12 protein-coding genes and 1 tRNA gene are annotated in these 12729 nt (G+C 40.2%); 12 read left to right on the forward strand and 1 reads right to left on the reverse strand.

Annotated features, from left to right (window positions below):
• Positions 1 to 77: 77 nt before the first annotated feature.
• The 6 genes from AC1D7X_RS08370 to AC1D7X_RS08395 all read left to right on the forward strand — a co-directional run bounded on the left by AC1D7X_RS08370 (position 78) and on the right by AC1D7X_RS08395 (position 4387).
• A complete protein-coding gene (locus tag AC1D7X_RS08370; RefSeq protein ID WP_495455231.1) occupies positions 78 to 1109 on the forward strand; it encodes a uroporphyrinogen decarboxylase family protein in 1032 nt (343 codons plus the stop codon).
• A complete protein-coding gene (locus AC1D7X_RS08375; protein ID WP_495475001.1) occupies positions 1106 to 1936 on the forward strand; it encodes a MetQ/NlpA family ABC transporter substrate-binding protein in 831 nt (276 codons plus the stop codon). The genes AC1D7X_RS08370 and AC1D7X_RS08375 overlap by 4 nt, the downstream gene beginning before the upstream one ends.
• 12 nt (positions 1937 to 1948) lie before the next feature.
• The gene (locus AC1D7X_RS08380) at positions 1949 to 2761 is read left to right on the forward strand and encodes a pyrroline-5-carboxylate reductase family protein (protein WP_495455233.1); all 813 of its coding nucleotides are present in this window, start codon (positions 1949 to 1951) and stop codon (positions 2759 to 2761) included.
• Entirely contained in the window at positions 2758 to 3525 is a 768-nt protein-coding gene (locus tag AC1D7X_RS08385) for a VOC family protein (RefSeq protein ID WP_495455234.1), read from the forward strand. Before AC1D7X_RS08380 ends, AC1D7X_RS08385 begins: the two co-directional genes overlap by 4 nt.
• Positions 3526 to 3701: 176 nt before the next feature.
• Positions 3702 to 4151: a GreA/GreB family elongation factor gene (locus tag AC1D7X_RS08390; RefSeq protein WP_495455235.1), complete on the forward strand. Its 450-nt coding sequence runs from the start codon at positions 3702 to 3704 to the stop codon at positions 4149 to 4151.
• 32 nt (positions 4152 to 4183) lie between these two features.
• Positions 4184 to 4387, forward strand: a complete 204-nt coding sequence (locus AC1D7X_RS08395) for a sporulation protein Cse60 (protein ID WP_495455236.1) — start codon at positions 4184 to 4186, stop codon at positions 4385 to 4387.
• A 379-nt stretch (positions 4388 to 4766) separates the two neighbouring features.
• Here the strand turns inward: AC1D7X_RS08395 and AC1D7X_RS08400 are convergent.
• Positions 4767 to 4840 (reverse strand) — tRNA-Arg (locus AC1D7X_RS08400).
• 328 nt (positions 4841 to 5168) lie between these two features.
• Between AC1D7X_RS08400 and AC1D7X_RS08405 the strand changes: the two genes are divergently transcribed.
• From AC1D7X_RS08405 to lonB, 6 genes are all read left to right on the forward strand, one after another.
• Positions 5169 to 5933: a hypothetical protein gene (locus AC1D7X_RS08405; RefSeq protein ID WP_495475002.1), complete on the forward strand. Its 765-nt coding sequence runs from the start codon at positions 5169 to 5171 to the stop codon at positions 5931 to 5933.
• A gap of 163 nt (positions 5934 to 6096) precedes the next feature.
• Positions 6097 to 7428 (forward strand): trigger factor, encoded by a 1332-nt coding sequence (gene tig, locus AC1D7X_RS08410; protein WP_495455238.1) that lies wholly within the window; start codon positions 6097 to 6099, stop codon positions 7426 to 7428.
• Between the two features lie 246 nt (positions 7429 to 7674).
• Positions 7675 to 8265 (forward strand): ATP-dependent Clp endopeptidase proteolytic subunit ClpP, encoded by a 591-nt coding sequence (clpP, locus tag AC1D7X_RS08415; RefSeq protein ID WP_495455239.1) that lies wholly within the window; start codon positions 7675 to 7677, stop codon positions 8263 to 8265.
• An 11-nt stretch (positions 8266 to 8276) separates the two neighbouring features.
• Complete coding sequence (gene clpX / locus AC1D7X_RS08420; RefSeq protein ID WP_495455240.1) at positions 8277 to 9551, forward strand: ATP-dependent protease ATP-binding subunit ClpX; 1275 nt, start codon at positions 8277 to 8279, stop codon at positions 9549 to 9551.
• Between the two features lie 120 nt (positions 9552 to 9671).
• Positions 9672 to 10781, forward strand: coding sequence for a flavodoxin-dependent (E)-4-hydroxy-3-methylbut-2-enyl-diphosphate synthase (gene ispG, locus AC1D7X_RS08425; RefSeq protein ID WP_495455241.1), 1110 nt, complete (start codon positions 9672 to 9674; stop codon positions 10779 to 10781).
• A 137-nt stretch (positions 10782 to 10918) separates the two neighbouring features.
• Positions 10919 to 12655 carry an ATP-dependent protease LonB gene (gene lonB, locus AC1D7X_RS08430; protein WP_495455242.1) on the forward strand — a complete coding sequence of 579 codons (1737 nt, stop codon included), beginning with the start codon at positions 10919 to 10921 and terminating at the stop codon, positions 12653 to 12655.
• Positions 12656 to 12729 lie beyond the last annotated feature (74 nt).

Raw genomic sequence — 12729 nt, forward strand, 5'->3', positions numbered from 1 at the left:
TGGTATCATCCAATTAATTAATCCAATTGATTAAGTCGGAATTAAGGAAGCAAATCCAATGCTGGGGGGAACATTAAATGGGTGAATGGAACAAGAAGGAACGTTTTGAAGCTCTACTATCAGGTGAACTTGCAGATCGACCCATTGTAAGTGGATGGCGTCACATTCTGGATAAAGAGCACAATGCAAGTGATCTTGCAGAAGCTACGATAGCCTATACGAAGAAATTCGATTGGGACTGGGTCAAAATAAATCCACGAGCAACCTACTATGCAGAAGTATGGGGTAATACATACGATTTACATGACTATAGGTCAGTGTTTCCTAAGCAAACGAGAGCAGCCATAGAAACAGCTCGTGATGTATGGAATATCGAAGTGACACGAGCTACCCAATCTGCTCCTTTAATAGAACAATTAGAGGCCGCTAAGCTGATTAGACAGGGGCTTCCAGATACGCCGCTTATACAGACGATCTTTTCACCACTGACCATATTACTATTCTTGATCGGACAGTCTGCTTATGTCTCAGAGACCATCTATGGTAGTGATAATAAGATCAATCTTACATCCTTAATAACAGAGAACAGAGCAGGTGTGCATCATGCATTACATGCCATCTCGATGACTCTAGCAGATTATGTGCAGGAATTAGGGAGCTGTGGAATAGATGGTGTTTTCTATGCAACTACGGGGACGGCTCATCCTGACTTATTACATGAAGCGGATTTCAACGAGTTCTCTAGACCCTATGATTCTATCGTTCTAGATGCAGCGCATTATGGAAGGCGTATTTTACACACATGTGGTGCGTACTCGCATCCTGAACGTTTTAATGACTATCCAATTGAAGGAATAAGCTGGGATACACAAGCGGCTGGTAATATGTATCTGGATGGGAAACTTAGACCTACGAAAGTGGGTGGTGTTGACCACAGCTTATTCGCCTCAAATGATATAGAGAGTATTCGCGCTCAAGCTCATGAAGCCTTAAGAATTATGGCTAATCAACCTTTTATACTAGCACCTAATTGTTCTATCCCTGTTAATGTGACGGATGAGGCATTACAACAGCTACATGATTCTATATTTGAAAAGGGGAACGTATGATGATGAAAAAATTAGTATTAGCTTCATTAGTAGGAATGGTATTGATCCTTGGAGCGTGTGAAAATAAAGATACAGCTGGGCAAGAGAAGAAAGAAATTAAGGTTGGATTTGGCGTAGGTACATACGAGGAACAATTTCGAAAAGGAATTCTACCTATTCTAGAGAAAGAGGGGTACAAGGTAGATATCAAAACGTTCTCACAAAATATGCAGGTTAATCCAGCTATGAAGGAAGGATCTATTGACGCTAGTATCTTTCAAAGTACCGCTTATATGGAAGGAATTAATGCAGAGATCAAGGCGGATATGATTAATATCGCTTACGTACCGGGAGCACCACAAGGCCTTTACTCCGTAAATCACACGACATTAGATGATGTTAAGGACGGAACTACAGTGGCTGTACCGAATGATCCTGTTAACCAAGAGCGTGCTGTTCGAATTATGGAAGACCTAGGATGGGTTAAAGTAAAGGCGGATGCTGGGACAACGGATTTTAATTTAAATAGTGTGGAATCCGATAAGTTCGCTATCGATATTAAAGTATTAGATCCAGCGCAGATCTTAGTATCTCTACAAGATGTGGATTATGGTGTTGTGAACGGGAACTACATTGCTAATGCGAACAGAAAAATTACAGAAGCACTTAAAATTGAGAATACGCCATTAGAACATCGGATTATTGTATCTATTAATAAGGCGAATGAGAATACACAATGGGCTAAGGATCTGAAAGCAGCCTATGAGTCCAAGGAATTTGAAGAATATATTGATTCCCAAGAGAAATATGATGGATTTATTTTACCAGAGGCATGGGAGAATAACTAAGGAGTGACTGAAATGACTATGGAATATATTCATTTTGTGGGTGGAGGTCAAATGGCTGAGGCTATCATCCGCGCAATGATTAAGAACCAAGCGATAGCAGCAGACCACATTAGCGTGAGCGATATCCATGAAGAACGTCTCCGATTCCTAAGTGAAACCTATGGTGTTCAAACATCGGATGCTCAAGAGAGCGCTCTTGCGAAGGCGAACCTTATCGTAATTGCTGTTAGACCTCAGGATGATTTGGCTGGTGTAGGCCGTCTTATTCAACAATATTCTTCCAAGGAAAGTGCAGTATGTTCGATTGTTGCGGGAGTAACTCTAAATAAACTTGCTAGTTATATGGGTGGGGAACGTTCGATCATTCGAGTGATCCCTAATACACTAACGGATACAGGGCTGGGTTATAGCGGAGCAGCATTAAATGATTATGCAAGTAAGATTCAGGTGGGTGCCTTTTTGAATGGATTTGGAAAAGTACAATACTTGAGTGAATCCTTGATTGATATTTTTACAGGTTATGGCGTTGCGGGTCCTAACTATGTTTATTATTTCATTGAATCATTAACGGATGCAGGGGTACTGGCTGGTCTGCCTCGAGAGCAAGCTTGGCAAGTTGCTCTCGAGAATGTTGCCGGTTCGGTAGAGATGTTAAGACACACTCAGCTACATCCTCGTCAATTACTGGATATTAATAATTCACCTGGTGGAGTAGGGATGCATGCACTTTACGAATTGAATAACAGTGACTTTGCAGCAGGACTTCAACGAAGTGTTCTAGCAGCTGTTAAACGAACAACAGAGTTAGGAGCGGTTCATGAATGACACAATTACAATGGGATCATACCGTGCATTATGTGAATGATTTGAGCGATGCTATTCGTACATTTGAGAATCATGGATTGAGGGCTTTTCATGGTGGTTCACATAAACAATGGGGTACCTATAATGCACTAAGCTATTTTGATTTGACTTATATTGAGTTTCTAGGAATTGAAGACCGTGAATTAGCAACGAAGGCGGACACTTCAAACCTCATCGTCAAGGATTCTCTAACGAATTTACCTGACCATGAAAGTCTAAGTCGAGTGGCTATTCGCACAGATGACATCGACCAAACGGCTGAATCATTAAGATTACAGGGTTTAGATTTGTCTCCGATTATAGATGGTAGACGAATGAACGCACAGGGACAATGGATTGAATGGCGCATGATGACTATTCATGGTGACTTTCATGGATTGGTATACCCATTTATTATTCAGTGGATAGGAACAGATGACGAACGCTTGACCAAGCTAACTGAAACGGGAGTAATTCAGCCTCATCCTGTAGGGGAAGTTACAATCGAAATGGCAGTCTTTACGGTGTCTGAGCCTTCTATTGTTGCGGCACATTGGAGCAAGGTATTTAACCTCACTCGTATTTCGTCTGAGGCCCATTCTGTGACACTTGGCATTGGAGATAAGACATTTCTATTTCAGCAGGGAAATACAGAACAATTAAGCCAATTGGTTTTTAGTACGGAATCTCCTGAATTGAGAGGTAAAACGATTCATATTGGGCAAGGAGAGTATGTGTTTCACTAATGGGTAAATTTAATGATTCGTAGGTGTTCTTTTTCATTGGAATAAAAGTAAATATTTGATAAGATACAATGGAGGCCTCCTTACACGAGGTCTATATGTTTATGGAGGGATTATTATGATGAAGCGCTATCATGGATCAGAAAGGAAGAAGCAACTGACAGGGGGGGAAATCTACTATGAACCATAGTACTATTCATCAGGGTTCTAATACCCAGTTGGTGAATCAGCTTGTATTCTTTGATGAAGAGAAGCAATCTTTCCTTAAAAGATATATACCCCACGATCTGAAAGAACGGATTAGAATGGATCAAGTCCTTTCAATGTATACAACATCACTTGAGAGTATCATTCCTAAAGGCAGCCAAGAGTTATTAAACTCCATGGTGCTCATTGGGAGTCAAGTAACTCTTTGTTACGAAGAAGATGGTTATGAAGATCAGTACACGGTTGTGTTTCCGCACATGACGGATCCGAGTAAGAATTGGATTTCATTTCTGTCACCGATTGGATTGCAGCTATTAATGACGAAAATAGATAACTCATATGAATTTATCGTACCCTCTGGTACCATGAAAGTAAGAATCAAGGATATTAAATTTATGAATTATGGCGATACAGAGAAATAATAGGTTGCAAAACCAACAAAGGAGAGTTTAATATGATCCAAGTGAAAGAGTTCGTGGATTCAGATAATTCTTATGCTGAGAATAAGGCGAATCAATTTTTAGCGGGTTTAAAAGAAGAACAAGTGATTAACATCTGTTATGAATCGGTCGTTAAGTCCAGTATATCTAAAACAGAACGCCAAAGAAGCACCATCCTAGTCGTGTACAGAACGGATAATAAAGCAGATCAGGAATAAGGTAGCTTTAACTGGTAATGAAAGGAGCTTTATGAGAATTTCCAATGTTGAGAGTGCACAAGAACAGAAGTATAAAGTGTTTTTTTTAACTTTGTCTTCCGTCTCGACGGTGTTCATTGTGTCAACCACCATTTACTTGATTGTTAATGCTATCTTTCAATAGATGACAACCTAAGAAGTTAGTACACAACAAGGGGTTCTTTTCTGCTTTCGTAGAAAAGAACCCCTTGTTGTGTATGTCCAGGAGGGATACTCTCCCTATGGTCGAGACTGCGAAGTGCATGCTAACGATGATTATGCTCCGACGCCCCCCCCATTGGGGATTCTCACCCTCCGGACACAAAAAAAGGATCTCCATATTGGAGATCCTCTTACTATATGTCCCAGGAGGGATTCGAACCCCCGACCGACGCCTTAGAAGGGCGTTGCTCTATCCAGCTGAGCTACTGAGACGCGAAAAACGAACAATTAATAATATATCATGGGCAACACATAATAGCAAGATATATTTATGAAAAAAAATTCCTCTGATGAGTGAACGGCGTTTTTTTTTCTTGGAACAGGTGTGATATAATTTGAATTAACGGAAAAATGAAAGAGAGGAGGGGCAATTATAAACGACACCACCAACACGCCAGCTAAAGACAATCTTGTACTTTTTCCGAAGACTTTGGATTACTACCAGATTCAACTTACAGTCATGCTGGAAAGTGAACGATATGGAGAAGCAATGGATCTACTTCGGTTTCTGCTTCAATGCCAAGGGCAGGAAGAACGACACGTGGACGAATGGCAGGCGTTACTTGAATGGTTAGAAACGGCGTTCCCACAATATATAACGGGAGAAGATAATGAACATTCTCCTATGGATAAAGATAATGATTTCGATGAAGAAGATCTAACTCGTCTTCGAGTTCAAGGTAAGCTTGCTGAAGACGCTGAGTATGCTAATAAATTACTTCACACCATCATGCATGAACCTTTGTCAGAACAAACCATGTTGGCCTTAGAACAGCTTTCTTATTTGAATGGTGATCTAATCGATGAGGCTCTGACGAAATGGTTGCAGAATACAGAGATGCATCCACTATTACAGTATCGTGTCCTACAGACGCTTCATAAGCGAGGTATGCTGGGGTACGTTACTTTTATGCGCGGTCAGGAACAAGTTGAAGTTGAGATTGACAATGTTCCACTGAAAGATAGCGACTTTCCGATTGCCGTTCAGCACATTGTAGATCGGGTTGCACAACATACGGAAGTTCAGGAACCTACGCTTTATTATTTTGCACAAGAGTTATGGATACAGTTTATTAAAGCTATATATGGAACAAGTATTTATCAATCTTTATTAATAGTAGATGAAGATTTAGATTTGGATATTTGGGCAGCAGCACTTCATCAGATTGTATCGGAAAGTCTGACAGGGGACAGAAATGAAGAAGAAACACGTGCTGTGTATGGGATTACAGAAAATATTCGTTTTCAATTTGAACAGGTGTATCGGACTCTGAGACAATTTATTTCAGATGGTGTAGCAGATTAAGTAATAACAAGTAATAAAATTGCCATAGTTATTTAGTATCTTGAGGTACCCCTGCTCTTGAAAAAGAATTCAATGTTGTTTATACTAAAATGGTTGTTCTGTGCGTGAAATTATGTAGATAATGATAAATCATGTGAAATATTTTTGGAGGGGAAAGCATAAAATGAAAGCAACCTGGGAAAAAATAGAGAAGAACCTTGGGGTTCTTGAAGTAGAAGTAGAAGCAGAGCGTGTAACCGAGGCACTTGATAAAGCTTTTACTAAAGTATCTAAGAAGGCAAATGTACCTGGATTCCGTAAAGGTAAAGTTCCACGTTCTATTTTTGAATCACGTTACGGTGTTGAAAGTTTGTATCAAGATGCTATTGATATCTTGCTTCCAGAAGTTTACACAGAGGCTGTTGACGAAACAGATATTTTCCCTGTAGATCGTCCGGAAATTGATATCGATCAATTTGCAAAAGGTCAGACTTTTAAATTCAAAGCAAAAGTAATTGTAAAACCTGAAGTGACACTTGGTCAATACACTGGTGTAGAAGTACCAACACAAAAGGTTGAAGTTACTGAAGAAGAATTAAATGAAGAATTGACTCGTTTACAAGATCGTCATGCAGAACTAGTTGTTATTGAAGAGGGTGTAGCTGAGAATGGCGATATCACGATTCTTGACTTTGACGGATCTGTAGATGGTGTTCCTTTCGAAGGCGGACAAGCAGAACATTATTCATTGGAACTAGGAAGTAACACATTTATTCCTGGATTTGAAGAGCAAGTTGTAGGATTGGCTACAGGCGATCTTAAAGACGTTGAAGTAACATTCCCAGATACTTACCATGCAGAAGACTTAGCTGGTAAACAAGCTATCTTCAAAGTGAAAATTCATGAAATCAAACGCAAACAACTTCCTGCATTGGATGATGAGTTTGCTAAAGATGTTAGTGAATTCGAAACATTGGCTGAGTACAAAGAAGACTTGAACAAACAACTTGAGGTTCGTAAAAATCAAGAAGCAAAAGGTGTTAAAGAAGGTCTTGTAGTGGATAAGGTTTCTGAATTAGCAGAAGTTGAAATTCCTCAAGCAATGATCGCTAGCGAAGTTCAAAATATGATGCGTGATTTCGATAATCGTCTTCGTGCACAAGGTATGAACCTTGAAATGTTCTTAAGCTTCTCAGGTCAGACTACTGAAGATCTACAAGAACAAATGTCAAGCGATGCTGAGAAACGTGTTCGTAACAACTTGGTTCTTGAAGCTGTTTCTAAAGCAGAGAACATTGAAGTTACAGAAGAAGACGTTACGAATGAATTGAACACATTGGCTGATTCCTACAAACGTTCTGCAGAAGAACTTCGTAGTGTTCTAGAAGCTAATGGTTCATTGAATAGCCTACGTGAAGAAATTTCACTACGTAAAACAATTGATTTCTTGCTAACTAACAGCAAAGAAGTTGCTGCTGTAGAAGTTGTAGAAGAATCAACTGAAGAAGATAAATAAGAAGGCTGCTGCCTAGGCTGCCATACAGATGATAAGGCACGTATTTTTTTACGTGCCTTATTTTCAACTTATAGCATCCAAATTATGGATAAAACATATCGTGATTGGATGTTTTTACAAATACATATTTTTTTTGAAAAAGGAATTTCAATATTAAAGTTGAAAAAATGACATCGTGCTTCTAACATGGTAAAATACTGTTGAAAGCAATAAACTCTATCTTTAAATGGAAAAGAGGTTGGACAAATGAGTCTAGTACCTATGGTTGTAGAACAAACCAATCGGGGAGAAAGATCTTCAGATATTTACTCCAGATTGCTTAAGGATCGCATTATTTTTCTAAGTAATGCCATTGATGATGATGTTGCCAATCTCGTCATAGCACAGTTATTATTCCTTGCGGCTGAAGACCCTGAGAAAGACATAAGCTTGTACATTAACTCACCAGGTGGTTCTGTTACAGCGGGAATGGGTATATACGATACAATGCAATTCATTAAGCCGGATGTATCCACGATTTGTGTGGGAATGGCTGCGAGTATGGGTTCTTTACTACTAACTGCTGGGGCAAAAGGCAAGAGATATGCTTTGACCAATAGTGAAGTGATGATTCACCAGCCTTTGGGTGGAGTTCAAGGGCAAGCGTCAGATATTCTGATCCACACCGATTGGATTATTAAAACGAGACAAAAGCTCAATCAAATATATGTTGAACGTACAGGTCAGCCCCTCGAAAAAATCGAACGGGACACGGATCGTGATTTCTTCATGAGCGCCGAAGAGTCGGTGTCTTACGGACTTATTGACCAGGTTCTCTCTTCACCGATTAAATCTTAAGGGGTGGTAATATGTTTAAATTTAATGATGAGAAAGGGCAATTAAAATGTTCTTTCTGTGGTAAAACCCAGGAGCAAGTACGTAAATTAGTGGCTGGTCCCGGTGTTTATATATGTGACGAGTGTATCGAGTTATGTACAGAGATTGTAGAGGAAGAATTGGGCCACGAGGAAGAAGTGGACTTGAAAGATATTCCGAAACCAAAAGATATTTGCGATATTCTTGATCAATATGTTATTGGACAGGATCAAGCGAAGAAGTCGTTGTCTGTTGCTGTGTATAACCATTACAAACGGATTAACACACAAAGTAAGATTGACGATGTAGAAATAACAAAGAGTAATATTCTTTTATTAGGTCCTACGGGATCTGGTAAAACATTACTTGCACAAACGATGGCGAAAGTTCTAAACGTTCCATTCGCTATTGCAGACGCTACTTCTTTAACAGAAGCAGGCTATGTAGGTGAAGATGTTGAGAATATTCTACTTAAGCTTATCCAAGCTGCAGATTATGATGTAGAGAAAGCAGAACGAGGCATTATTTATATCGATGAAATCGATAAAGTGGCTCGTAAATCAGAGAACCCATCGATTACTCGTGATGTATCAGGTGAGGGAGTACAGCAAGCCCTTCTAAAAATTCTTGAAGGAACAGTTGCTTCTGTACCACCACAAGGCGGACGTAAGCATCCTCATCAAGAATTCATCCAGATTGATACTACAAACGTATTGTTCATTTGCGGTGGTGCATTTGATGGATTAGAACAGCTAATTAAACGTCGGATTGGTAAGAAAGTCATCGGCTTTAGTTCAGGTGGAGATGCTCAGAAGGATCTGAAACAAGGAGAATATTTATCGATGGTTCTTCCTGAAGATCTTTTGAAATTCGGTCTAATTCCGGAATTTGTAGGTCGTTTACCTGTTATTTCAAGTTTGGAGCCTTTGGATGAGAATACGCTCGTTCGCATTCTATCTGAACCGAAGAATGCTCTGACTAAACAATATGAGAAACTTCTAGAAATGGATAATGTAGATCTAGAATTTGAACCACAAGCTTTGGTAGCTATAGCTAAGGAAGCTATTAAGCGTAATACAGGTGCTCGTGGTTTGAGAGCCATTATCGAAGGCATCATGCTTGATGTGATGTATGAAGTTCCATCTCGTGATGATATCAAGAAATGTGTCATTACTGAAAAGGTAGTTCAAGATAAGATCATTCCTGAACTACATGCTGACAAAGAAGGAAACGGTAATGATAGTAAGAAGCAGGAAGAAAGCGCCTAAAGGAACAACATCCTAAAGGACTTTATAAAGCGATTGCCGAAGGTCCACTTCTACCCTATACCGTGCAAATTTTGACGTTTGGGGTTAGGGGTGGAGTTTTAGCGTTAAGGGGAGGTAAACATGTTTTCAAGAAAAGACACACGTCCTGTGAAAGTTGGAAACCTAGTTATTGGTGGAAGCGATGATGTTATCATTCAAAGTATGTGTACAACAAAGACAGCGGATGTAGAAGCGACAGTTGCTGAAATATTACGCTTGGAAGAAGCAGGCTGCCAAATGGTGCGGGTCACCGTTAACAATGAGGAAGCGGCAGATGCTATTAAGGAAATAAAGAAACAAATTCATATTCCACTTGTTGCGGATATTCATTTTGATTATAGATTAGCTTTGAAAGCTATTGAGAATGGGATTGATAAAGTTCGTATTAATCCTGGTAATATTGGTCGTCGCTCGAAAGTGGAAGAGGTTGTTAAAGCTTGTAAAGCTCACGGTATTCCCATCCGTATCGGTGTCAATGCAGGTTCTCTAGAGAATCATTTGCTTGAGAAATACGGCTATCCAACACCGGATGCCATGGTTGAGAGTGCTCTTTTTCACATTGGGATCTTGGAAGAGCTAGACTTTCACGATATTATCGTTTCCCTAAAAGCGTCAGATGTACCGATGGCTATTGAGGCTTATCGTAAGGCAGCAGAAGTTATTCCATATCCATTGCATCTCGGAATTACAGAAGCAGGAACATTATTCTCGGGTACAATAAAGAGTTCTGCGGGTATCGGAGCTCTATTATCTATGGGGATTGGTAATACCTTACGCATTTCACTTAGTGCAGATCCAGTAGAGGAAATAAAGGTAGCGCGTGAGATTCTGAAGTCATTCGGATTAATCTCTAACGCTCCTACGTTGATCTCATGTCCTACTTGTGGAAGACTAGACATAGATCTGTTCTCTATTGCCAACGAGGTTGAAGAATATATTTCTAAATTGAAGGTGCCTATTAAGGTTTCGGTTCTTGGATGTGCTGTAAATGGTCCAGGCGAGGCTCGTGAGGCAGATATTGGGATTGCAGGAGCACGAGGTGAAGGAATGCTCTTCCGTTATGGAGAGATGATCCGTAAGGTCCCTGAAGCTGATCTGGTTAGTGAACTGAAGAAAGAAATAGATCATATTGTTGAAGTATTCGAAGCAACAGGAGAAATTCCTGGCCGTAATCATCAACATCAATCATAATTTTGTAAGAAGAGAGCTAAAGCCCTGATGAATGGGGACTATAGCTCTTTTTTGTGTTTTTTGCGTTTATTGGGAGAGGAAAAGGCAATACTATCAAGTATTAACCTAATACTAGTTAAAGAAACGGGAGGATGACCATGAATTTTACTATGATATTTATGTTAGTTCAATTGTTCTTCGGTGTTGTGATCGGTATTTACTTCTGGAATCTATTGCGTGGTCAGAAGACCAACCGTTCAGCAGTCGACAGAGAATCGAAAAAGGAGTTAGAGAAATTACGGAAACTTCGATCTGTATCACTTACCAAACCTCTTGCAGAGAAAACACGACCACAATCCATAGAGGATATCGTAGGACAAAAGGATGGACTACGTGCCTTGAAAGCAGCATTGTGTAGTGGGAACCCTCAGCATGTCATTATATATGGCCCTCCAGGTGTAGGGAAGACAGCTGCAGCACGTGTAGTTCTACAGGAAGCTAAGAAGAACCCTTCTTCTCCATTTAAAAGTGATGCAAAATTTACAGAGATTGATGCAACAACAGCTCGTTTTGACGAACGTGGTATTGCGGATCCATTGATTGGGTCTGTTCATGATCCAATATATCAAGGTGCAGGCTCAATGGGCGTTGCAGGTATTCCACAACCGAAACCAGGTGCAGTAACTAAAGCGCATGGAGGGATCTTGTTTATCGATGAAATTGGTGAATTACATTCTATCCAATTAAATAAGTTATTAAAGGTGCTAGAAGATCGCAAGGTTTTGTTGGAGAGTGCATATTATAACTCCGAGGACAATAATACACCAGCATACATTCATGATATTTTTCAAAATGGATTGCCTGCTGATTTCCGTCTTGTAGGGGCAACGACACGTTCTCCGCAAGAAATTCCTCCTGCGCTTCGTTCTCGTTGTATGGAAATTTACTTCAGACCTTTGTTAGCAGAAGAGATTGGGGCTATCGCTGAGGATGCTATTCTAAAAATTGGCCTTACACCGTGTCCTTCTGCAGTAGAAGTAGTGAAACACTATGCTACGAACGGAAGAGAGGCTGTTAATATTATTCAGCTTGCTGCTGGATTAGCTCTTACGGAGAAGAGGGATTCATTAGAAGCGTCCGACGTGGAGTGGGTTGCGAACAGCAGTCAACTTCAACCTCGCCCTGATCGAAAAATCGCCACGTACCCACAAATAGGTGTAGTCAATGGGCTTGCCGTGTACGGCCCTAACATGGGGATGTTACTGGAGATAGAAGTATCTGCTTCGCCAGTGGCTAAGGGGCAGGGTGCCTTTAATGTTACTGGAGTAGTTGAAGAGGAAGAGATCGGTGGAGGTTCAAGAACCATCCGACGTAAAAGTATGGCAAAAGGATCCGTGGAGAATGTTCTTACCGTCCTTCGTTTAATGGGCCTAGATTCAAACGATTATCAATTGCATATCAATTTTCCTGGAGGAACACCCATTGACGGTCCATCTGCAGGAATAGCTATGGCTACAGCAATTGTGTCTGCAGTGAAGCAGATTCCTATTGACCATCGTATTGCTATGACTGGAGAGATTAGCATTCATGGAAAGGTCAAACCTATTGGCGGCGTTATTGCGAAAGTTGAAGCTGCATTCCAGGCAGGTGCAACGACGGTTATTATTCCAAAGGAAAATTGGCAATCGTTATTTGAGGATCTTAATGGACTAAAAGTTATCCCAGTAGAATCTATTCAGGAAGTATTCCAGCATGTCTTTGGCAAGGAATTGGTGAATAATCTACAAGAAACCTTGCTCCCTGAGATTACGGATGGTTATACGGAAGTCCCTTCATCATATCTTCACGCGAAATTAGCGCGGCCAGGTCAAGTAACGGATTCGGGGAGTTTTTAAAATCAGTGTTTTATTGGTGTTTCAACATGTTATTTGCTAAAATAGTGAAGATGTATAACCTAAGAGAGCAAATG

This window comes from Paenibacillus sp. Y568, assembly GCF_059445545.1.

Excerpts from the sequence above, each read along its gene's own strand:
- AC1D7X_RS08370 (WP_495455231.1), top strand. The coding sequence starts at position 78 with ATGGGTGAATGGAACAAGAAGGAACGTTTTGAAGCTCTACTATCAGGT.
- AC1D7X_RS08375 (WP_495475001.1), top strand. The coding sequence starts at position 1,106 with ATGATGATGAAAAAATTAGTATTAGCTTCATTAGTAGGAATGGTATTG.
- AC1D7X_RS08380 (WP_495455233.1), top strand. The coding sequence starts at position 1,949 with ATGACTATGGAATATATTCATTTTGTGGGTGGAGGTCAAATGGCTGAG.
- AC1D7X_RS08385 (WP_495455234.1), top strand. The coding sequence starts at position 2,758 with ATGACACAATTACAATGGGATCATACCGTGCATTATGTGAATGATTTG.
- AC1D7X_RS08390 (WP_495455235.1), top strand. The coding sequence starts at position 3,702 with ATGAACCATAGTACTATTCATCAGGGTTCTAATACCCAGTTGGTGAAT.
- AC1D7X_RS08395 (WP_495455236.1), top strand. The coding sequence starts at position 4,184 with ATGATCCAAGTGAAAGAGTTCGTGGATTCAGATAATTCTTATGCTGAG.
- tig (WP_495455238.1), top strand. The coding sequence starts at position 6,097 with ATGAAAGCAACCTGGGAAAAAATAGAGAAGAACCTTGGGGTTCTTGAA.
- clpP (WP_495455239.1), top strand. The coding sequence starts at position 7,675 with ATGAGTCTAGTACCTATGGTTGTAGAACAAACCAATCGGGGAGAAAGA.
- clpX (WP_495455240.1), top strand. The coding sequence starts at position 8,277 with ATGTTTAAATTTAATGATGAGAAAGGGCAATTAAAATGTTCTTTCTGT.
- ispG (WP_495455241.1), top strand. The coding sequence starts at position 9,672 with ATGTTTTCAAGAAAAGACACACGTCCTGTGAAAGTTGGAAACCTAGTT.
- lonB (WP_495455242.1), top strand. The coding sequence starts at position 10,919 with ATGAATTTTACTATGATATTTATGTTAGTTCAATTGTTCTTCGGTGTT.